The sequence below is a fragment of the Arthrobacter sp. Leaf234 genome, from assembly GCF_001422665.1.
Classification (GTDB): domain Bacteria; phylum Actinomycetota; class Actinomycetes; order Actinomycetales; family Micrococcaceae; genus Arthrobacter_D.
In genome coordinates this window covers 63,679-83,480 of sequence record NZ_LMLU01000010.1, presented here as the reverse complement: position 1 = coordinate 83,480, position 19,802 = coordinate 63,679, and the positions used below count along the sequence as shown (strand labels likewise).

General features: G+C 68.5%; 18 protein-coding genes and 1 tRNA gene. 11 read left to right on the top strand and 8 right to left on the bottom strand.

Features of this window, described 5'->3' with window-relative positions:
• Nucleotides 1-12: 12 nt before the first annotated feature.
• Nucleotides 13-1,008 (bottom strand): Nif3-like dinuclear metal center hexameric protein, encoded by a 996-nt coding sequence (locus ASF21_RS15545; protein ID WP_082471645.1) that lies wholly within the window; start codon nucleotides 1,006-1,008, stop codon nucleotides 13-15.
• 142 nt (nucleotides 1,009-1,150) lie between these two features.
• Here ASF21_RS15545 and msrA point away from each other — a divergent pair, with 142 nt between their 5' ends.
• The 3 genes from msrA to epsC all read left to right on the top strand — a co-directional run bounded on the left by msrA (nucleotide 1,151) and on the right by epsC (nucleotide 3,398).
• Nucleotides 1,151-1,675 carry a peptide-methionine (S)-S-oxide reductase MsrA gene (gene msrA, locus ASF21_RS15540; protein ID WP_055773360.1) on the top strand — a complete coding sequence of 175 codons (525 nt, stop codon included), beginning with the start codon at nucleotides 1,151-1,153 and terminating at the stop codon, nucleotides 1,673-1,675.
• Nucleotides 1,676-1,785: 110 nt separating this feature from the next.
• Complete coding sequence (gene cysK / locus ASF21_RS15535; protein ID WP_055773358.1) at nucleotides 1,786-2,721, top strand: cysteine synthase A; 936 nt, start codon at nucleotides 1,786-1,788, stop codon at nucleotides 2,719-2,721.
• Between the two features lie 89 nt (nucleotides 2,722-2,810).
• Nucleotides 2,811-3,398, top strand: a complete 588-nt coding sequence (gene epsC, locus ASF21_RS15530; protein WP_055773356.1) for a serine O-acetyltransferase EpsC — start codon at nucleotides 2,811-2,813, stop codon at nucleotides 3,396-3,398.
• Between the two features lie 60 nt (nucleotides 3,399-3,458).
• On the opposite strand, the gene gndA is transcribed toward epsC, so the two are convergent.
• Entirely contained in the window at nucleotides 3,459-4,898 is a 1,440-nt protein-coding gene (gndA, locus tag ASF21_RS15525; RefSeq protein ID WP_055773354.1) for an NADP-dependent phosphogluconate dehydrogenase, read from the bottom strand.
• Between the two features lie 242 nt (nucleotides 4,899-5,140).
• Here gndA and rlmN point away from each other — a divergent pair, with 242 nt between their 5' ends.
• Together rlmN and ASF21_RS15515 are read left to right on the top strand one after the other, a co-directional pair.
• Nucleotides 5,141-6,367: a 23S rRNA (adenine(2503)-C(2))-methyltransferase RlmN gene (gene rlmN / locus ASF21_RS15520; protein WP_055773352.1), complete on the top strand. Its 1,227-nt coding sequence runs from the start codon at nucleotides 5,141-5,143 to the stop codon at nucleotides 6,365-6,367.
• Nucleotides 6,368-6,464: 97 nt separating this feature from the next.
• A tRNA-Val gene (locus ASF21_RS15515) sits at nucleotides 6,465-6,540 on the top strand.
• A gap of 100 nt (nucleotides 6,541-6,640) precedes the next feature.
• Here the strand turns inward: ASF21_RS15515 and ASF21_RS15510 are convergent.
• The 4 genes from ASF21_RS15510 to ASF21_RS15495 form a co-directional block, all read right to left on the bottom strand.
• Entirely contained in the window at nucleotides 6,641-7,483 is an 843-nt protein-coding gene (locus ASF21_RS15510; protein WP_055773350.1) for a hypothetical protein, read from the bottom strand.
• A gap of 119 nt (nucleotides 7,484-7,602) precedes the next feature.
• Complete coding sequence (locus tag ASF21_RS15505; protein ID WP_055773402.1) at nucleotides 7,603-8,490, bottom strand: NAD-dependent protein deacetylase; 888 nt, start codon at nucleotides 8,488-8,490, stop codon at nucleotides 7,603-7,605.
• A 102-nt stretch (nucleotides 8,491-8,592) separates the two neighbouring features.
• Complete coding sequence (locus ASF21_RS15500; RefSeq protein ID WP_235499047.1) at nucleotides 8,593-9,057, bottom strand: redoxin domain-containing protein; 465 nt, start codon at nucleotides 9,055-9,057, stop codon at nucleotides 8,593-8,595.
• Nucleotides 9,058-9,059: 2 nt separating this feature from the next.
• A complete protein-coding gene (locus ASF21_RS15495; RefSeq protein ID WP_055773346.1) occupies nucleotides 9,060-9,479 on the bottom strand; it encodes a DUF3052 domain-containing protein in 420 nt (139 codons plus the stop codon).
• Nucleotides 9,480-9,827: 348 nt separating this feature from the next.
• Here ASF21_RS15495 and aceE point away from each other — a divergent pair, with 348 nt between their 5' ends.
• From aceE to fabF, 6 genes are all read left to right on the top strand, one after another.
• The gene (gene aceE, locus ASF21_RS15490; protein WP_055773344.1) at nucleotides 9,828-12,581 is read left to right on the top strand and encodes a pyruvate dehydrogenase (acetyl-transferring), homodimeric type; all 2,754 of its coding nucleotides are present in this window, start codon (nucleotides 9,828-9,830) and stop codon (nucleotides 12,579-12,581) included.
• 119 nt (nucleotides 12,582-12,700) lie between these two features.
• A complete protein-coding gene (locus ASF21_RS15485; protein ID WP_082471644.1) occupies nucleotides 12,701-14,047 on the top strand; it encodes a PucR family transcriptional regulator in 1,347 nt (448 codons plus the stop codon).
• A 78-nt stretch (nucleotides 14,048-14,125) separates the two neighbouring features.
• On the top strand, nucleotides 14,126-15,091 hold the full coding sequence (locus tag ASF21_RS15480; RefSeq protein WP_055773342.1) for an ACP S-malonyltransferase: 966 nt from the start codon (nucleotides 14,126-14,128) through the stop codon (nucleotides 15,089-15,091).
• Complete coding sequence (locus tag ASF21_RS15475) at nucleotides 15,088-16,149, top strand: beta-ketoacyl-ACP synthase III (protein WP_055773340.1); 1,062 nt, start codon at nucleotides 15,088-15,090, stop codon at nucleotides 16,147-16,149. The genes ASF21_RS15480 and ASF21_RS15475 overlap by 4 nt, the downstream gene beginning before the upstream one ends.
• A gap of 76 nt (nucleotides 16,150-16,225) precedes the next feature.
• Nucleotides 16,226-16,471 (top strand): acyl carrier protein, encoded by a 246-nt coding sequence (locus tag ASF21_RS15470; RefSeq protein ID WP_019482900.1) that lies wholly within the window; start codon nucleotides 16,226-16,228, stop codon nucleotides 16,469-16,471.
• 114 nt (nucleotides 16,472-16,585) lie between these two features.
• Complete coding sequence (gene fabF, locus ASF21_RS15465; RefSeq protein WP_055773338.1) at nucleotides 16,586-17,821, top strand: beta-ketoacyl-ACP synthase II; 1,236 nt, start codon at nucleotides 16,586-16,588, stop codon at nucleotides 17,819-17,821.
• Nucleotides 17,822-17,982: 161 nt separating this feature from the next.
• On the opposite strand, the gene ASF21_RS15460 is transcribed toward fabF, so the two are convergent.
• Complete coding sequence (locus tag ASF21_RS15460; protein ID WP_055773336.1) at nucleotides 17,983-18,486, bottom strand: DUF3145 domain-containing protein; 504 nt, start codon at nucleotides 18,484-18,486, stop codon at nucleotides 17,983-17,985.
• A 222-nt stretch (nucleotides 18,487-18,708) separates the two neighbouring features.
• Entirely contained in the window at nucleotides 18,709-19,791 is a 1,083-nt protein-coding gene (locus ASF21_RS15455) for a tyrosine recombinase XerC (RefSeq protein WP_082471643.1), read from the bottom strand.
• Nucleotides 19,792-19,802: the final 11 nt, after the last annotated feature.

Sequence of the window (19,802 nt, the reverse complement as noted above, 5' to 3'; positions counted from 1 at the left end):
CTCGGTGGCGGCTCAGTGGCCCGGGGTCAGGACGAAGTCCCACGGATCGGTGTTGACGCCGCTGACTCGGATGTCGGTGCTGAAGCCCTGGTCCGACAGCACGTTGCCGAGGGCGTCGGCCGCGGGGGTGAGCCACAACCATTCGCTGCCGAAGTGGGAGACGTCGATCAGGTACGGTGCGGCGCCGGCGGCCGCCTCCCGCACCTCGGACGCGGGGTGGTGGCGCAGGTCCGCCGTGACGTAGACGTCGGCGCGGCTCGCGCGGACGCTGTCGAACAGTGAGTCCCCTGCGCCGCCGCAGACGGCGATGCGCCGGACCAGCGCGTCCTTGTCCCCTGCCACCCGGACGCCACCGGCGACCGCGGGGAGGATCGAGAACACCGAGGCGGCGAAGTCTCCGAGGGTCGCCGGGGCGGCGAGATCGCCCACCCTCCCGATGCCCTCCTCGGGCAGGCCCTCGGCGGCGCGGGTGAGCGGCTCCACGTCCTGCAGGCCGAGTGCGTCGGCGAGGACGTCGGAGACGCCCCCGACGGCGCTGTCGCCGTTGGTGTGCACCGTTACGAGAGCGCAGCCGGCTTCGATGAGGCGGTGGACCGCTTCGCCCTTGAAGCCCGCGGCGGCGACCGAGGAGACCGGCTTCAGGAGGAGGGGATGGTGGGAGATGATCATCGTCGCACCCCAGCCGAGCGCCTCGTCGAGCACGGCCGCGGTCGGGTCGACGGTGAAGAGGATCTTCCCCACGCGGTTCCCGGACCGCCCGGCCACGAGGCCGACGGCGTCCCACCCCTCCGCCAGGCTCTCCGGCCACAACTCCTCGATGGCGACGAGGACATCGCCGACGGTCGGCGTCGCCGTCCTGTCGGTCACCAGCCCGGCGCGGGAGCTGTCGGCCGCCGGCGCGGCGTCGGAGCCGGGTCCCTCGGGTGCCGTGGGGTCGCCCTGGAGAGTCTGCTTGGTCTCCTCCTCCGTCGAGGGGGCGACGCCGGCGTCGTGCTCGTTGTTGTCCATGCCACCAGTAATACCCGTCCGCCGCACGGCCCTCCAACTCACCGCCGGACCCGCCTCGGAGCTCCTGCCGGACGCAGTCGGCTTTCACTGCGGGCTGATCCGCCGCGGGAATCTTCGGTGCGCGCCGCGCATTGACACAGTCATGAAGACATTTGTGCTTGGAGGGGGCTGTTTCTGGTGCCTCGATGCCCTTTACCAGAAGACCCGCGGCGTGACCGACGTCGTCTCGGGCTACACCGGTGGCCACACGAAGCATCCCGACTACGACTCCGTCTGCTCCGGTATGACCGGCCATGCGGAGGTCGTCGCGGTGAGCTTCGACGAGACCGTCATCCCCGAGGACGTCATCCTCGACATGTTCTTCGTCTCCCATGACCCCACGACGCTCAACCGCCAGGGCTACGACGTCGGCACGCAGTACCGCAGCGTCATGTACTACCAGGACGCCGAGCAGAAGGCGCTCTACGAGGAGGCGATCGCGCGGAACCAGGAGAACTGGAAGAACCCGATCGTCACCGAGGTCAGCAGGCTGCCCGAGTTCCACGTGGCGGAGGACTGGCACCAGAACTACTACGCCAAGCACCCCGAGCAGGGATACTGCCAGGTGATCATCAATCCGAAGCTGTCCAAGGCTCGGAAGTATTACTCCCAGTGGCTCGCCGCGTAGGCGGCAGGGCCTCCAGCCGTTAGGCTGACCGCCGTCGTCACGGCGGATGGTCCGAAGGCCTCCGCCGTGACGACACCCCTCCTCCCGACTCCAGAACAGGCAGGCCCCGCATGGCAAAGATCTACGACGACGTCACCCAGTTGGTCGGACGCACTCCCCTCGTGCGCCTGAACCGCCTCACCGAGGGACTCGATGCGCAGGTCGCCGTCAAGCTCGAGTTCTACAACCCTGCGAACAGCGTGAAGGACCGCATCGGCGTCGCCATCATCGATGCCGCCGAGCAGGCCGGCGCACTGCGCCCGGGTGGCACCATCGTGGAAGGCACGTCGGGGAACACCGGGATCGCCCTCGCGATGGTCGGCGCCGCCCGGGGGTATAAGGTGATCCTGACGATGCCCGAGACCATGTCCACCGAGCGCCGGGTCATGCTGCGCGCGTACGGCGCGGAGATCGTCCTGACGCCGGGCTCCGAAGGGATGCGCGGCGCCGTCGAGCGGGCCAAGGACATCGTCGCCTCGACCGAGAACGCCATCTGGGCCCAGCAGTTCGCCAATGCGGCCAACCCCGCCATCCACCGTGCCACCACCGCCGAGGAGGTCTGGGAGGACACGGACGGCGCAGTCGACATCTTCGTTGCGGGCGTGGGCACCGGCGGGACCATCACCGGCGTCGGCCAGGTGCTGAAGCAACGCAAGCCCGGCGTGCAGATCGTCGCCGTCGAGCCCGCCGACTCGCCCATCCTCAACGGTGGAGCTCCCGGACCGCACAAGATCCAGGGCCTCGGCGCCAACTTCATCCCGGAGAACCTGGACCGCGACGCCTACGACGAGGTGCTGGACGCCACCGTCGAGGATTCCGTCCGCGTGGCACGCGCGCTCGGCACGCAGGAGGGCATCCTCGGGGGGATCTCGTCCGGCGCGATCGTGTGGGCAGCTCTCGAGCTCGCGAAGCGGCCCGAGAACGCCGGTAAGCTCATCGTGGCGATCGTCTGCGACTTCGGCGAGCGCTACATCTCCACGGTGCTCTTCGACGACATCCGCGGCTGAACGGGCCGCGGACCATCCCGGACAGCCGCTCCGATCCGCTGACATCACGACCCGTCGATGCAGCACCACCACCCATGCGAAGGTAGCCGGTGAGTTTTCTAGAACGATTGCGCGAGGATCTCGAGACGGCGCGCACTCATGATCCGGCCGCCCGTGGAGACGTGGAGAACACCGTCGTGTACTCGGGCCTCCACGCGATCTGGGTCCACCGCCTCACGCATCGCATGTGGCGTACCGAGGCCCTGCGCTTTCCCGCGCGGGTACTCTCGCAACTCACTCGGGTGCTGACCGGCGTCGAGATCCATCCGGCGGCGACGATCGGCCGGAGGTTCTTCATCGACCACGGCATGGGTATCGTCATCGGCGGCACGGCCGAGATCGGCGACGACGTCATGCTGTACCAGGGCGTGACCCTGGGCGGACGATCGCTCGAGAAGGTCAAGCGCCACCCCACGATCGGTGACCGCGTGACGATCGGGGCTGGCGCCAAGGTGCTCGGTCCCATCACGATCGGCGCGGGCAGCGCGGTGGGCGCGAACGCCGTCGTCGTTAAGGACACCCCGCCGGATTCGATCGTGACGGGGATCCCTGCGACGTTCCGCCACCGCGACTCGCGGCGCGAGACCCAGCCCGCGGTGGATCCGGCCGAGTACGTGGACCCCGCGATCTACATCTGAGCCTCGGACGCAGGGAGACCCCGGACCACGGTCCGGGGTCTCCCTGCGTTCAGCGTGCCGTCAGTGGGTGTCGACGGCCTCGATCTCGGACTTGTCCTCGCCCCACAGGGTATGGAAGGTGCCCTCGGTGTCCACGCGGTTGTAGGTGTGCGCTCCGAAGAGGTCCCGCAGTCCCTGGGTGAGCGCGGCCGGCAGGCGGGGGCGGCGCAGTCCGTCGTAGTACGCGAGCGATGCCGAGAAGACCGGCACGGGGATGCCGAGCTGGACGGCGGTCGAGACGACCCGCCGCCAGGCGGGGACCGCACCGGCGATGGCCTCGGTGAAGGCCGGTGCGAGCAGCAGGTTCGCCGGACGCTCGTCGGCCACGGCGTACGCCTTCATGATGTCGTCCAGCAGTTCCGCCCGGATGATGCAGCCCGCGCGCCACAGCGAGGCGATCTCGTCGAGCTTCAGGTCCCAGCCGTACTCCTTCGCGGCCGCCGTGAGCATGTCGATGCCCTGCGCGTAGCTGACGAGCTTTGAGGCGTAGAGGGCGAGCCGCACGTCCTCGACGAAACTCTCGGGGAGCTCCACCGTCGCTTCGTGGCCCTGCAGCATCTCCTGGGCGGGCATCCGCTGATCCTTCTGCGAGGACAGCGCCCGGGCGAACACCGACTCGGCGATACCCGACGTGGGGCTCCCGAGCTCGAGGGCTGACACGACCGTCCAGCGGCCGGTGCCCTTCTGACCCGCCGAGTCGACGACGACGTCCACGAAGGGCTTGCCCGTGCGCCCGTCGATGTGGCCGAGGACCTCTGCGGTGATCTCGATCAGGAAGGAGGACAGGGTGCCGGAGTTCCAGTCCGTGAAGATCTTCGCCTGCTCGGCGGGCTCGATGCCCGCGCCGGAGCGCAGAAGGTCGAAGGCCTCGCCGATGACCTGCATGTCGGCGTATTCGATCCCGTTGTGCACCATCTTCACGAAGTGGCCGGCGCCGTCGGTGCCGATCCAGCGGCAGCAGGGCTCCCCGTTGAACTTGGCCGAGATCTTCTCGAGCATCGGGCCCAGGGAGTCGTAGGACTCGCGGGATCCGCCGGGCATGATCGACGGGCCGAGGAGGGCGCCCTCCTCGCCGCCCGAGACGCCGACGCCCACGAAGTGCAGGTCCTGCTGCGACAGGGCCGCCTCGCGGCGGCGCGTGTCCTCGTAGTGGGAGTTGCCGCCGTCGATCACGATGTCGCCGGGCTCCAGGAGCGGCGTGAGCTGGTCGATGACGGAGTCCACGGGCTTGCCCGCCTTGACCATGATGAGCACCCGGCGGGGCTTCTCGAGGGAATCGACGAGTTCCTGCAGTGTCTCGGTCCGGATGAACTCGCCGTCGCCGCCGTGCTTCTCCAGCAGGGTGTCGGTCTTCTCGATGGACCTGTTGTGCAGGGCCACGGTGTACCCGTTGCGGGCCAGGTTCCGGGCCAGGTTCGCTCCCATGACTGCCAGGCCTGTGACGCCGATCTGTGCGCTCAATGTGTTCTCCGTCGTTTGTCAGCTGCATGCATGTGCGCTGCAGGTGCCGGTGCTCGGCGCGTCTCCGCGCGGGCCGTCCGGTCGCTTTCACACTATTACCGTCGCGACACCTGCCGCTACACCGCCGGCCTGCGGGGACGGTTTGTTTCGTCGGGCGACGATTCCGGGACCGCCGGACATGTGTCCCGATCGACAGCTGCTCCGGCTGGGTCGCTGGCGCCATCCGTGAAAGAATGGTAGGGATGTCCGACGTTACCGTTACCCCCGTTGCCCCCGCCCCCGCCACGGCGCGCCCTCAGGTGCGCCCGGAAGTCGAAGGTGCGCAGCCCATCGTGGCGAGCGACGGCCGGCCTCTGCTGCAGTTCAAGTCGCCGCGCGTCAGTCAGCCGCCGGTGCACCTGGCCGATCTCACGCTCGCTGAGCGGCAGGACCGCCTGAAGGAGCTGGGGCACCAGGGCTTCCGGGCGAAGCAGCTCTCCACTCACTACTTCTCGCACTACAGCACGGATCCCGCCGCGATGAGCGATCTTCCGAAGGCCGGTCGCGAGGAGCTGGTGGCGGCGATGTTCCCGCCGCTGCTCACCGAGGTGAAGCGCCTGACGACGGACAACGGCGACACCATCAAGTTCCTCTGGCGCCTGTTCGACGGAGCCCTCGTCGAGTCGGTGCTCATGCGGTACCCGGGCCGCGTCACGCTCTGCGTGTCCTCGCAGGCGGGCTGTGGCATGAACTGCCCGTTCTGCGCCACGGGCCAGGCCGGCCTCACCCGCAACATGTCGACGGCGGAGATCGTGGATCAGGTCGTCGCGGCGAACCGGGCCCTCGCCGAGGGTGCGCTGGGTGATCTGCGGACCGACGGTGGGCACGACGCCGACCGCGTCACCAACATCGTGTTCATGGGGATGGGTGAGCCGCTCGCCAACTACAAGCGGGTCATGGCGGCCCTGCACCGCTTCGTCGACGACTCCCCCGAGGGCCTCGGTATGTCCGCGCGGAACATCACCGTGTCGACGGTGGGCCTCGTGCCTGCGATCGACAAGCTGGCCGCGGAGAACCTCCCCGTGACCTTCGCCCTGTCCCTGCACGCACCCGACGACGAACTGCGCGACGAACTGATCCCCGTCAACACCCGCTGGAAGGTCGACGAGGCCCTGGACGCCGCGTACAACTACTACCGGACCACGGGGCGCCGGGTGAGCATCGAGTACGCGCTCATCAAGGACATGAACGATCACGCCTGGCGGGCCGATCTCCTCGCCAAGAAGTTGAACCAGCGCGGACGCGGATGGGTACACGTCAATCCGATCCCCCTCAACCCCACGCCAGGTTCCATCTGGACCGCGTCGGAGAAGAGCGTCTCGACGGAGTTCATCAACCGGCTGCGCGCCGCGGGTATCCCCACCACGCTGCGGGACACCCGCGGCAAGGAGATCGACGGCGCCTGCGGCCAGCTCGCGGCGGGCGAATAGCGATCGTCTGAGTGGCGCGACCACTCGGCGTGCCGGTATAGTCGGTCCTCGTGATGCAGCCCGTCCGTCAGGATCCGATGGCGGCATCAGGTTCGATGGGTCTTTAGCTCAGCTGGTAGAGCGCCACGTTTACACCGTGGATGTCATCGGTTCGATCCCGGTAGGACCCACCACCGGCAGTACACGACGGAAGGAGCCCCGCCACGGCGGGGCTCCTTCTGTTGTCGAGGCGGACGGCAGGGCGCGGCGTCGGGATGATCGTCGCGGATGCGGCTATCGCCGGGTCGCGACGACGAGCGCGGTATCGGCCAAAGCAGCGTCGGTGGAGTGTGTCCCGTCGTCGAGAAAACCGGTCTGAGGCTCGACCCCGACGATCGGTTCCAGGAGCTCAGGATCGATACCCGGCGGAGTCGGCTCGTGCCAGGGGACCGATGCCGGCGGAGCCTCGACCTCGACGATCGGTTCCAGGAGCTCAGGATCGATACCCGGCGGAGTCGGCTCGTGCCAGGGGACCGATGCCGGCGGAATGCATGTGTAGGGGTCGGCCGGGTCGGTCCACCAGGCGCCGGCCGCGGTGATGGGGCAGTGCGGGTAGGGCGGTGCGGGTAGGTTCCCGGGCGGCAGGTCACCGCCCATTCCGCTGCCGATCCCCGGGTCGGGCCGACCCGTCCCGCCGGCGTCCACGACGACGACTGTCACCTCCGCGGACGGCGGAACGTCGATCTGGACCTCGGCCCGCTCGACCATCACCGGCACCACCGGGGTGGCAGGAGGAACAACGGATGACGCGGGCCCGGCGACGGCGTCGAGCGGACGAGGCCCGGCCGGAACCGACGCGCCGGGGTCGGCGACTCCCGTCCCGACACTGCCGGATCCGTCTGCGTCGGAAGGACCGACCGGGGTAAATACCGATCGGACGAACGGCTCGTCCGGAGGACCGGACACACCGGCACCGTGCCCCGGGGAGCGCTCGGCGACGCCTGCAGCAGTCGCCTCGACAATCCCTGTCGGATCATCGACCCCCGCTCCACTGCGGAGATCGACGGCGACAGGCACGACGACGACGGCCGCGACAGTGCTGAGAACGATGGCGAGAGACCTGATCGACGAACGCATTTTCCACCCCGGGTGAGAGACCTATGGGTAGACCGTAGGACGCCCGGGGCGGGGCCGGAACAGTAGCCGATACTCGAATCGTTCAGTGACTACTTGCTTCCGGCAGCAGGCAGCACGTGTCAGTCCGGGAGGTCGGGCAACTCGTCGGCGAGATAGGTGAGGGCCTCGGAGACGCCCGCCTCGATCTTCAGCGAGGCGAACTCGTCCCCCCTGGTCCACCCGCGGTTGACGATCACCACGGGCTTTCCCGCCTTCGAGGCGTGCCGCACGAACCTCAGTCCGCTCATCACCGTGAGGGAGGAGCCCGCGACCAGCAGGCCCTCGGCGCCGTCCACCAGCGCATACGCCTCCGCGACGCGGTCCTTCGGGACGTTCTCGCCGAAGTAGACGAAGTCCGGCTTGAGCATGCCACCGCACACCGGACACGGTGCCATGACGAAGTCGCCCGTGTCGTCGACATCGGCATCCGCGTCGGGAGCCACATCGCCCGCGTCGGACTCCCGCTCCAGGTAGCCGGGATTCAGATCCTCGAGGATCTCGGCGATCCGCGATCTCGGGAACGTCGACGAGCACTGCAGGCACACCACGCGGTCGAAGGTCCCGTGCAGGTCGATGACCCTCGTGCTGCCCGCCGCGGAGTGCAGCTTGTCGACGTTCTGCGTGATGAGCCCGGACAGCAGGCCGCGCTGCTCCAGCCGTGCCACGGCCGCGTGGCCGGCGTTGGGATCGGCCCGGCGCAGGTGTCGCCAGCCCACGTGGTTCCGCGCCCAGTAACGCCGCCGCAGCACCTCGTCGCCGACGAACTGCTGATAGGTCATGGGATTGCGGGGTACGGATGTGGGCCCGCGGTAGTCGGGGATCCCGGAGTCCGTGCTCAGGCCCGCTCCGGTGAGAACGGCGAGGCGTCGGCCGGCGAGGAGGGACACCGCACGCTCCAGTGCTGCGCGCTCCTCCGGGCCCAGCGGTGCGAGGGCCGCGGAGGGGGTTTCGCTCACGAACCCGGTCAGACCGAACCTCGGGTTGGACTCCGGTCCCGGGAGATCGTCCTGCCGGACGGGACGGTCCCCCGCCGAACTCGTCGTCACGCCCGGACCGTGGGGGTCACGGCGTCACAGGGCTGCTTCGACCGAGGACAACGCGTGGGCGTAGTCGGCGATCGGGCGTCCCTGTCCGTGGTCGGAGGACACGACGGCGCGGACCGTGCCGGAACCGTCGAGGACATAGCTCACACGATCGGCGTAGCCCTTCGTGTCGTCGAACGCCTCGTAGCTCCTTGTGACGGTGCCGTGCGGCCAGAAGTCGGCGAGGAGATCGAAGGAGATGTCGTTGGCGTCCGCAAAGGCACGAAGCGTGTACTTGTGGTCGACCGAGACGGCGACGAGCGTGACGCCTGCCGCGTCGAACAGCTCCAGGTTGTCGCGCAGTTGGCCGAGTTCGTCCGTGCAGACGCGGGAGAAGGCGAAGGGGAAGAAGACGACCACGGCGCCGCCCACCAGGGAAGAGCTCTCGACGACCTCGCCGAACTGGTTGGCGAGCGTGAAGGCGGGTGCGGGGGAACCGATCTCGAGGGGCACCGCTACTGCTTCCGTCGGCTGACGAGCCGGGTGGCGGACCATTCCCTGGACACGCCGGCCGAGGAGGTCGAGTGGAGGCCGGCGGTAGGAGCCGCCTCCTGGACGTCAGCGGGCGGCACATATCCGGGACGGCCGGACTTCGGCGTAAGGAGCCAGACGACTCCCCCCGCCCCGAGTGAGGTCAGTGCGTCCACCAGGGCGTCCACGAGGTCGCCGTCGCCGCTCCGCCACCACAGGATCACGCCGTCGACGACGTCCTGGTCGTCCTCCGTGAGCACTTCGGACCCGAGGCCGTCCTCCAGTTCCTCCCGGAACTCGAAGTCGACGTCGTCGTCGTATCCGAGCTCCTGAACGAGGTCTCCCTTCTTGAAACCCAACTTGCCTGCCACGTTGACCGCAGTGGCGGCTTCAGCCTCGCTCACTTAGCTCCTCCTGGAAAGACGGGCCTGACGCGCCCTCGTATGGATGTACATTGCTACCAGCCAACACCTTTATACGCCAAGCATCAAGCCGGAGGGCGCTTTTGGCCGCCGTCGTCCGCAGGCACGCTCGGACCGGCCCCCGGACGTGGCGTGCGCAAGCCCTCGGCGTAATCTGCCCGGCGACCCCCATCCCGCTACGCACGGACCGTACGGCGGCGATAGAGTGAACCGATATATGGCCACGGTGCTCACACCGTCCGGCCGAGCATGCATCTCTGCGCGGGCCAACGAGCCGTGCGCAGGCATAAAACGACACAGACAGAATCTGTGGAAGTGGAGAGATATCGCGTGGCTGTTGAACAAGGTACGGCGGATATTCTGAGCGGTCTGACAGTCGGCAAGCCCGACGGGGATCCCGAGGAGACCGCTGAGTGGATCGAATCCCTCGACCAGCTGATCCGCACCCAGGGCACCGAGCGCGCGCAGTACATCATGCGTTCGCTCCTCCAGCGTGCCGGTGCGCAGTCCGTGGGCGTGCCCATGGTCACGACGACGGACTACGTCAACACGATCCCCGCCGACCAGGAACCCGAGTTCCCGGGTGACGAGGAGATCGAGCGGAAGTTCCGCGCATGGCTGCGCTGGAACGCAGCCGTCATGGTGCACCGCGCCCAGCGCCCCGAGATCGGGGTGGGCGGCCACATCTCCACCTACGCCGGCGCCGCAACCCTGTACGAGGTGGGCTTCAACCACTTCTTCAAGGGCAAGGACCACCCGAGCGGCGGGGACCAGATCTTCTTCCAGGGCCACGCCTCCCCCGGCATGTACGCCCGCGCCTACCTCGAGGGACGGCTCACCGAGGAGGACCTCGACGGCTTCCGCCAGGAGAAGTCCAAGGAGGGCCATGCGCTGTCCTCCTACCCGCACCCGCGCCTCATGCCGGAGTTCTGGGAGTTCCCCACGGTCTCCATGGGCATCGGCCCCATGAACGCCATCTACCAGGCGCAGTCGAACCGCTATCTGCACAACCGCGGACTGAAGGACACCTCCGACCAGCAGGTCTGGGCCTTCCTCGGCGACGGTGAGATGGACGAGCCGGAATCGCGTGGGCTGCTGCAGCTCGCTGCCAACGAGAACCTGGACAACCTGAACTTCGTCATCAACTGCAACCTGCAGCGTCTCGACGGACCCGTGCGCGGCAACGGCAAGATCATGCAGGAGCTCGAGGCGTTCTTCCGCGGTGCGGGCTGGAACGTCATCAAGGTGGTCTGGGGCAGGGAGTGGGACTCGCTGCTCTCCAAGGACGACGACGGCGCCCTGGTCGACATCATGAACCAGACGCCCGACGGCGACTACCAGACGTACAAGGCCGAGTCCGGAGGGTTCGTCCGCGACCACTTCTTCGGCAAGTCCCCCGAGACCAAGGCCATGGTGGAGGACCTGACCGACGCCGAGATCTGGAACCTCAAGCGCGGCGGGCACGACTACCGCAAGGTCTACGCGGCGTACAAGGCCGCGACGGAGTTCAAGGGCAAGCCGACCGTCATCCTCGCGAAGACCGTCAAGGGCTACGGCCTGGGGTCGCACTTCGAGGGACGCAACGCGACCCACCAGATGAAGAAGCTGACCAACGCCGACCTCAAGGCTTTCCGCGACCACCTCCGGATCCCGGTCACCGACGAGCAGATCGACGACGACCTCTACAACGCTCCGTACTACCACCCGGGCGCCGACGCTCCAGAGATCAAGTACCTCCTCGAGCGTCGCCGTGAGCTCGGCGGATTCATCCCCGAGCGCCGCACCAAGCACGCCGACATCGTGCTGCCGGGCGACAAGGCGTACGAGATGGCCAAGCGCGGTTCCGGCAAGCAGATGGCCGCCACCACCATGGCGTTCGTGCGCATCCTCAAGGACCTGATGCGGGACAAGGAGTTCGGCAAGCGGATCGCGCCGATCATCCCCGACGAGGCGCGCACCTTCGGCATGGACTCGTTCTTCCCGACGGCGAAGATCTACAACCCCAAGGGTCAGAACTACCTGTCCGTGGACCGCGACCTGGTCCTCGCGTACAAGGAGTCCATCGAGGGGCAGATCCTGCATGCGGGCATCAACGAGGCAGGATCGATGGCCGCCTTCACCGCGGCGGGCACGGCGTACGCCACGCAGGGGCAGCCGCTCATCCCCATCTACGTCTTCTATTCGATGTTCGGCTTCCAGCGCACGGGCGACTCCATCTGGGCGGCAGCCGACCAGATGGCCCGCGGTTTCATCATCGGAGCCACGGCCGGCCGCACCACGCTGACCGGCGAGGGCCTCCAGCACGCGGACGGTCACTCGCCGATCCTCGCGTCGACGAATCCGGCCGTCATCACGTACGACCCGGCCTTCGGTTACGAGATCGGGCACATCGTCCGTGACGGCCTGAACCGGATGTACGGCGACATCGGCGACAAGCCGGAGTCCTTCCGCAACGTCATGTACTACATCACGGTGTACAACGAGCCGTTCGTGCAGCCGGCCGAACCGGAGGAACTGGATGTCGAGGGACTGCTCAAGGGCATCTACCTGCTGAAGCCCGCCAAGGTCGACGGTCCCCGCACGCAGCTGCTGGCCTCCGGCGTGGCTGTGCCGTGGGCGCTCGAGGCACAGAAGATCCTCGCGAAGGACTGGGGTGTGTCCGCCGACGTCTGGTCGGTCACGTCCTGGAACGAACTCCGCCGCGACGGCCTCGATGCCGAGGAGGACGCCTTCCTCAACCCCGGCGCCGAAGCCCGCAAGCCGTTCGTGACGCAGCAGCTCGAGGGGGCCACGGGTCCGATCGTCGCGGTCTCGGACTTCATGAAGGCGGTTCCCGACCAGATCCGGCAGTTCCTGCCGAACGAGTTCGCGACCCTCGGTGCCGACGGCTTCGGCTTCTCGGACACACGCGCTGCGGCACGCCGGTTCTTCAAGATCGACAGCCACTCCGTCGTCGTCCGCGCCCTCGAGATGCTCGCCCGCCGGGGCGAGGTCGACGCGAACGCGCCGAGGGAGGCCATCGAGAAGTACAGCCTCCTCGACGTGAATGCCGGGACCACCGGTAACGCAGGCGGGGACGCCTAGTCCGGCCACCAGCCCGACGGGCGACGGCGGGACGCAGCGCACGCTGCGTCCCGCCGTCGCCCTTTTTGTAGCCTTCTCACAAAGGGGGAGCAGCGTCGCCGAGACCGTATGCTCGAAGCATGCGGCAGCCCGACCATGTCCCCGCCACCTCCTCCGGCACGTCCTCCGGCACCAGGCCCGGCGCGTCCGGTGCCACGAACGCGGGTGCCGCGCCCCCCGATCCCGCCACCGTCGAGAAGCTGCGCGCCACGATCGGTTCGCTCTCGACGGCGACGCTCAAGCAACTCGACACGGACCTGCCGTGGTACCGGGGACTCCGCCCGGATGAGCGTTCCGCCCTCGGCATGGTCGCCCAGAAGGGCATCGCGTCCTTCGTCAACTGGTACCAGAAGCCCGTGTCCCCCGCCTGGGTGCTCAGCGATGTCTTCGGGACGGCCCCCACCGAACTCACTCGCTCCATCAGCCTGCAGAAAGCCCTCCAGCTCATCCGCGTGGTGGTGCAGGTCGTCGAGGACCACGTGCCGTTCCTAGCGCCTGCCGCCGACCAGGCGCCGCTCCGCGAAGCCGTGCTCAGGTACTCCAGGGAGGTCGCCTTCGCCGCGGCGGACGTCTACGCGCGTGCCGCCGAGACCCGCGGCTCCTGGGACACACGCCTGGAGGCCCTCGTGGTCGACGCGATCCTGAGGGGGGAGAGCTCGGACGCACTGCGCTCTCGGATCGCCGCGGTGGGCTGGAGCTCTCAGGCCCCGATCACCGTCATGGTCGGCAGCGCCCCATCTGAACCCAATGCGGGCTTCCTCAACGAGCTGCGGAGGATCACCGGGCGTCTCGCCGAGGACGTCCTCGTGGGGATCCAGGGCGAACGGCTGATCCTCGTCCTCGGCGGTGTCCGGGATGCGGACAAGGCCTATCCCAGGATCAGCGAACTCTTCGGCGACGGGGCCGTCGTCTTCGGCCCGGAAGCCGAGTCGCTCGTCGCGGCGAGCACGTCCGCGCAGGCCGCTTTCGCGGGTCTCACCGCTGCCCGAGCGTGGCCCTCCGCCCCCCGGCCGGTGTCCTCGGAGGACCTGTGGCCCGAACGGGTCATCTCCGGCGACGACACTGCGCGCCGCGCCCTCGTCCGCAGCATCTACCGTCCCCTCCTCGCAGCCTCCAACGGTCTCGAACAGACGCTGTCCGCGTACCTCACCCTCGGACACTCCCTCGAAGCCACATCGAGGTCACTCTTCGTCCACGCCAATACCGTGCGGTACCGCCTGCGGCGCGTCTGTGACGTCACGGGGTGGGATCCGCTCATCCCGCGCGAGGCCTACGTCCTGCAGACCGCGCTCGTGGTGGGGCGGCTGGCCGCTGCCACGGCACCGGCCGGCCCCGGCTCCGCCGCGGCCGGGGGAAGCACCCGGACCTCCCGGCCGGCCAGTGTCGACAAGGGCGTGACAGCCGCGGGGAGAGCCGCAGCCTTGTAGACTTCCTACAACGCGACACCGTCAGCTTGGTTCTGCTGAACACCCGATATTGCCCCTCCCCTTTGGAAAGCTGGAAGAGTGCTTGCAATTGCCTGCCCCGGACAGGGCTCCCAGACTCCCGGCTTCCTCGCCCCCTGGCTCGAGCTCCCCGGAGTCCGCGAGCACCTCGAGCAGCTGAGCGACCGCGCAGGCACCGACCTCGTCCGCCATGGGACCACCTCCGACGAGGAGACCATCAAGGACACCGCCGTCGCGCAGCCGCTCATCGTCGCCGCCGGACTCGTCACGGCCCGCCTGCTCCTGACCGGTCACACGATGACCGCAGCGACCGTCGTCGCCGGGCACTCCGTCGGTGAACTCACCGCCTCCGCCATTGCAGGGGCCCTGACGGAGGACGACGCCGTCGCCTTCGTCCGCGTACGGGCGAACGCGATGGCCCAAGCGGCAGCAGCCACGCCTACCGGCATGAGCGCGGTGCTCGGCGGTGATCCCGAGGAGGTCGCCGCACGGCTCGCCGACCTCGGGCTCACGGCGGCGAACGCCAACGGCGGAGGACAGGTGGTGGCAGCGGGAACCCTGGAACAGCTGGCCGGCCTCGCCGAGAACCCCCCGGCGAAAGCCCGCGTGATCGCCCTCAAGGTCGCCGGCGCCTTCCACACCGCGCACATGGCGCCCGCCGTGACGGCGCTCGAGGAGCTCCGGCCCACGCTCACGCCGGCCGATCCCACGGCGACCCTCATGTCCAACGACGACGGGAAGCCCATCGCCACCGGCCAGGGCAACCTCGACAGCCTGATCGCGCAGGTCTCCCGCCCCGTGCGCTGGGATCTGTGCATGGAATCGATGCAGGCCATGGGGGTCACGGGGATGGTCGAACTGTCCCCCGCCGGCACGCTGACGGGCCTGGCCAAGCGCGGAATGCGCGGTACGGCCACCCTCGCCGTAAAATCTCCTGAGGACCTGGACGCCGCGCGCAGCTTCATCGAGGAACACTCGCGGACCACGGACCCGGTCACCGCACCCATCTCCGAAGGACCTCAGTGAGCATCAGCGCCATCAAGCAATCACCCCTGCGTGAGCACACGCGCATCCTCGGCGTCGGCGCCTACCGGCCCGAGATCGTCGTCACCAACGAGGACGTGTGCCAGTGGATCGACTCGTCCGACGAGTGGATACGACAGCGCACCGGCATCGTCACCCGGCACCGGGCACCGCGGGACATCAGCGTCATCGACATGGCCGAGGCAGCAGCACGGGAAGCACTCGTCGCCGCCGGGATCGAGGCGTCGCAGCTCGGCGCCGTCCTCGTGTCCACCGTCACCCACCCGCACGCGACACCCTCCGCGGCCGCGCAACTCACCGATCGCCTGGGAGCCACCCCCGCACCGGCTTTCGACATCTCTGCGGCATGCGCCGGCTACTGCTACGGCATCGCCCAGGCTGACGCGCTGGTGCACGCCGGGACCGCCGAGTACGTCCTCGTGGTCGGCGTCGAGAAGCTCTCGGACTTCATCGACAACTCCGACCGCACCATCTCCTTCCTCCTCGGTGACGGAGCCGGGGCCGTGGTCGTCGGCCCTGGCGATTCGGCCGGCATCGGCCCCTCGGTCTGGGGTTCCGATGGCAGCAAGCACGGGGCGATCCGCATGACGAGGTCGTTGCTCGACACGCGGGACTTCTCGCTCGGGACCGTCTCCACCGAGGGCGAGGCCGAACAGGACGCCGACGCCGCACGCGAGAGTCTCTGGCCCACCATGCGCCAGGACGGGCCGACCGTCTTCCGCTGGGCGGTCTGGGAGATGGCGAAGGTGGCGCAGCGCGCGCTCGACGCCGCCGGGGTGACTGCCGATGACCTCGCGGTCTTCCTGCCGCATCAGGCCAACATCCGTATCATCGATGAGATGGTGAAGCAGCTGAAGCTCCCCGACCACGTGTACGTGGCGCGGGACATCGTGGATGCAGGCAACACCTCGGCCGCGTCCATCCCCCTCGCCATGCACCGCACGCTCAAGGAACAGCCTGAACTCAGCGGCACGCTCGCGCTGCAGATCGGGTTCGGGGCCGGCCTCGTCTTCGGGGCACAGGTCGTGGTCCTTCCCTAGTTTTCAAGCCCAGACCGTGACAGCGCGGTTTGACCATCCCCGCCGGTGTACCGGCAGCAACAGAAAAGGAGCCAACATGGCTAGCAACGAAGAAATCCTGGCCGGTCTGGCCGAGATCGTCAACGAGGAGACCGGCCTCGCGCCCGAGTCCGTCGAGATGGACAAGTCCTTCACCGACGACCTCGACATCGACTCCATCTCGATGATGACGATCGTCGTCAACGCCGAGGAGAAGTTCGGTGTGCGGATCCCCGACGAAGAGGTCAAGAACCTGAAGACCGTCGGCGACGCCGTGAACTTCATCTCCGGCGCTCAGGCCTAGTCCTGCAGCTCCCGGCGCTACGGCCGCTCCCGGTGTCACCTGCCGGGGGCGGCCGTCTCCGTCATCCCTGCGCCCCGTTCCGCCGGCGCACGCCCTAGCTTCGAAAGAGTGACCATGCCACGCAAAGTCGTCATCACCGGACTCGGTGCAACCACCCCGATCGGCGGGGACGTCCCCACCATGTGGGCCAACTCCCTCAAGGGAGTATCGGGCGCCCGGACCATCGAAGCCGACTGGGTGCAGCAGTACGAACTGCCGGTCACCTTCGCCGCGCAGATCACGGTGCCGGCGTCGGAGGTGCTGTCCCGCGTGGAAGCCAAGCGCATGGACCCGTCGACGCAGTTCGCCGTCGTCGCCTCCCGCGAAGCCTGGCGGGACTCCGGGATCGAGGACATCGACAAGGACCGTCTGGCGGTCGCCTTCGCAACGGGCATCGGTGGCGTCTGGACCCTCCTCGACGCCTGGGACACCCTCCGCGAGAAAGGGCCGCGGCGCGTCCTGCCCATGACGGTACCGATGCTCATGCCGAACGGGCCCGCAGCAGCGGTGAGCCTTGATCTGGGCGCCCGCGCCGGCGCGCACACTCCCGTCTCCGCCTGCGCCTCGGGAACCGAAGCCCTGCATCAGGGACTCGAACTCATCAGGTCCGGCAAGGCCGACGTCGTCGTCTGCGGCGGTGCGGAAGCCGCGATCCACCCGATGCCGATCGCTGCCTTCGCCTCCATGCACGCGCTGTCCCGGCGGAACGACGACCCCGAGTCGGCGTCGAGGCCCTATGACACGAACCGTGACGGCTTCGTCATGGGCGAGGGCGCCGGGGCGATCGTCCTCGAGGCCGAGGAGCACGCACGTGCCCGCGGTGCCCGTGTCTACGCCGAGCTGGCCGGGACGTCCGTCACCGCCGACGCCTACCACATCACTGCCCCTGATCCCGAGGGCCTCGGAGCCACGCGGGCGCTCAAGGCGGCGCTGTTCGACGCGCGAGCGCAGGCAGAGGACGTGGTGCACGTCAACGCGCATGCGACCTCCACGCCGGTCGGCGACAAGCCGGAGTACACGGCGTTGAAGGCTGCTCTCGGCTCGCACCTCGATCAGGTCGCGGTTTCCGCGACCAAGTCGCAGACGGGCCACCTGCTCGGGGCGTCCGGTGCCGTCGAAGCCGTCATGACGGTCCTCGCCCTGTACGAACGCACGATGCCGATCACGATCAACCTGGACGACCAGGATCCGGAGATCCCCCTCGACGTCGTCACAGCGCCGCGCGACCTGCCGTCCGGGGACATCGTCGCACTCAGCAACTCGTTCGGGTTCGGCGGGCACAACGCGGTGATCGTCCTCCGCAGCGTCTGACACCTGCTACGCGAGAAGGCGCCGCCCCGGACGGGGCGGCGCCTTCTTCATTCAGCCGCGGACCCGACGCTATGGACGAGGGGCACGGGCGGTGATCCCGTAGTGCGGATCCCCCTGGATCACGCTGCGCGGCAGGGCGCAGACGGACGGGATGCGGTGGCTCAGCCGACCTGGTGCAACCAGCGCACCGGCGCTCCCTCGGCTGCGTGGCGGAAGGGCTCGAGCTCCTCGTCCCAGGACTCACCGAGGGCGAGGGACAACTCGTGGTACACCGCTGCGGGATCGCCGGCGCCGGCCTCGTAGGCGTACCGGATGCGATCCTCGGTCACCATGATGTTTCCGTGGACGTCCGTCGTGGCGTGGAAGATCCCGAGCTCTGGAGTGTGGGACCACCGGCCGCCGTCGGCGCCTGCGCTCTGCTCCTCGGTCACCTCGTAGCGGAGATGCGCCCAGCCGCGGAGAGCGGATGCGAGCTGCGCGCCGGCTCCCTGGGGGCCGACCCAGGACAGTTCTGCCCGGAGCATTCCGGGCGCGGCAGGCTGAGCCGTCCACTCCATGTCGATGCGCTTGTCCAGCACCGAGCCGATGGCCCATTCGACATGAGGGCACAGCGCAGTAGGGGCTGAGTGCACGTACAGGACACCGCGCGCCATCACAACAGACATTCCATCCTCCATAGCTGTAGGTACGTCTTCCCCAACGACCTGCACTGGCTGATGAAACTGCGAACGAGCGTGCTGCTACCTTACGAGACCCACCCGCACCGGAGTGCGAGCTCTGTGTTGCCACTGCTCATTGTGCCCGACGAACCTGAATTTCGCCACTGTAACTACCGCGGTGCCATTTGAGCGGCAGCGCCGCGCCGGAGCTGGGCCACACTGCCTGCATCAGGCGCGCGGATGAGCCTGCTCGTAGCTGCGTCGGAGTCGATCGACCGAGACGTGGGTGTAGAGCTGCGTGGTGGCGAGGCTGGAGTGGCCGAGCAGTTCCTGCACGGCGCGGAGGTCGGCCCCGCCGTCGAGCAGGTGGGTCGCCGCAGTATGCCTCAGGGCATGGGGGCCTCGGGCTGCCGTGTCATCGAGCGCATCGAGCGCCTCCTTCACCTGGCTTCGGACCGACCGCTGGTCGATCCGCCCTCCCCGCCTGCCGAGGAACAGGGCAGGTCCGCTCGCCGGGCTGATCCATTGCGGACGGCCGTGGCGCAGCCACGCCTCGATCGCGTTACCGGCGGGCTCGCCGTACGGAACGGTCCGCTGCTTGTCACCCTTGCCGGTGACGACGAGGGTACGGCGCCCCGTGTCCACGTCGTCGATGTCGATCCCCACCAGTTCACCGACGCGGACCCCGGTGGCGTACAACACCTCGAGGATGGCGCGGCGCTGCAGGAGACCGGCGTCCGTACCGACGTCCGATACCGGTCCCTCGAACAAGCTCTGTGCCTGGGCATGGCTGAGGACCGCGGGCAGCGCGCTGCTGCGCTTGGGCGCACGGAGCCGGAGGGCCGGATTGGCCGGGACCAGTTCTTCACGCACCGCCCAGTCCATGAGGGTCCGGACGGATGCCGCCCGCCGGGCCAGGGTCGAGCGAGCCAACCCTGCGTCGTCGAGCACTCCCAGCCAGCTCCGGAAGTGGCGGAGCTCGAGCTGGCCGAGGCTCGTGACGCCGGCCTGCTGCGCGTGGCTGAGGAAGAGGCGGGCATCCTTCAGATATGCCCGGATCGTATGAACGGACCGGTTGCGCTCGAACGCCAGATAGTCCTCGAACGCCCGCAGCGCGGCGGAGAAGGCGAACTGGTGCGCGGCGTCGCCCGGCGACTCGACGACCGCCTGGTGCCCTGCGGCGTCGTTCGCGACGGTGCCGGCCTCGACCCCGCTGTCCGTGACTGTACCGGCCGCGACGGCGTCAGCCTCGACCGCGTAGTTCGGGGTCGGGCCGTCCGCGACGGCATCGACCACGTGTCCCCTGTTCATGTCGCCTCCGT

Coding starts and splice junctions, on each gene's coding strand:
- ASF21_RS15545 (WP_082471645.1), bottom strand. CDS start 1,008: ATGGACAACAACGAGCACGACGCCGGCGTCGCCCCCTCGACGGAGGAG.
- msrA (WP_055773360.1), top strand. CDS start 1,151: ATGAAGACATTTGTGCTTGGAGGGGGCTGTTTCTGGTGCCTCGATGCC.
- cysK (WP_055773358.1), top strand. CDS start 1,786: ATGGCAAAGATCTACGACGACGTCACCCAGTTGGTCGGACGCACTCCC.
- rlmN (WP_055773352.1), top strand. CDS start 5,141: ATGTCCGACGTTACCGTTACCCCCGTTGCCCCCGCCCCCGCCACGGCG.
- ASF21_RS15510 (WP_055773350.1), bottom strand. CDS start 7,483: ATGCGTTCGTCGATCAGGTCTCTCGCCATCGTTCTCAGCACTGTCGCG.
- ASF21_RS15485 (WP_082471644.1), top strand. CDS start 12,701: ATGCGGCAGCCCGACCATGTCCCCGCCACCTCCTCCGGCACGTCCTCC.
- ASF21_RS15470 (WP_019482900.1), top strand. CDS start 16,226: ATGGCTAGCAACGAAGAAATCCTGGCCGGTCTGGCCGAGATCGTCAAC.
- fabF (WP_055773338.1), top strand. CDS start 16,586: ATGCCACGCAAAGTCGTCATCACCGGACTCGGTGCAACCACCCCGATC.
- ASF21_RS15460 (WP_055773336.1), bottom strand. CDS start 18,486: ATGTCTGTTGTGATGGCGCGCGGTGTCCTGTACGTGCACTCAGCCCCT.
- ASF21_RS15455 (WP_082471643.1), bottom strand. CDS start 19,791: ATGAACAGGGGACACGTGGTCGATGCCGTCGCGGACGGCCCGACCCCG.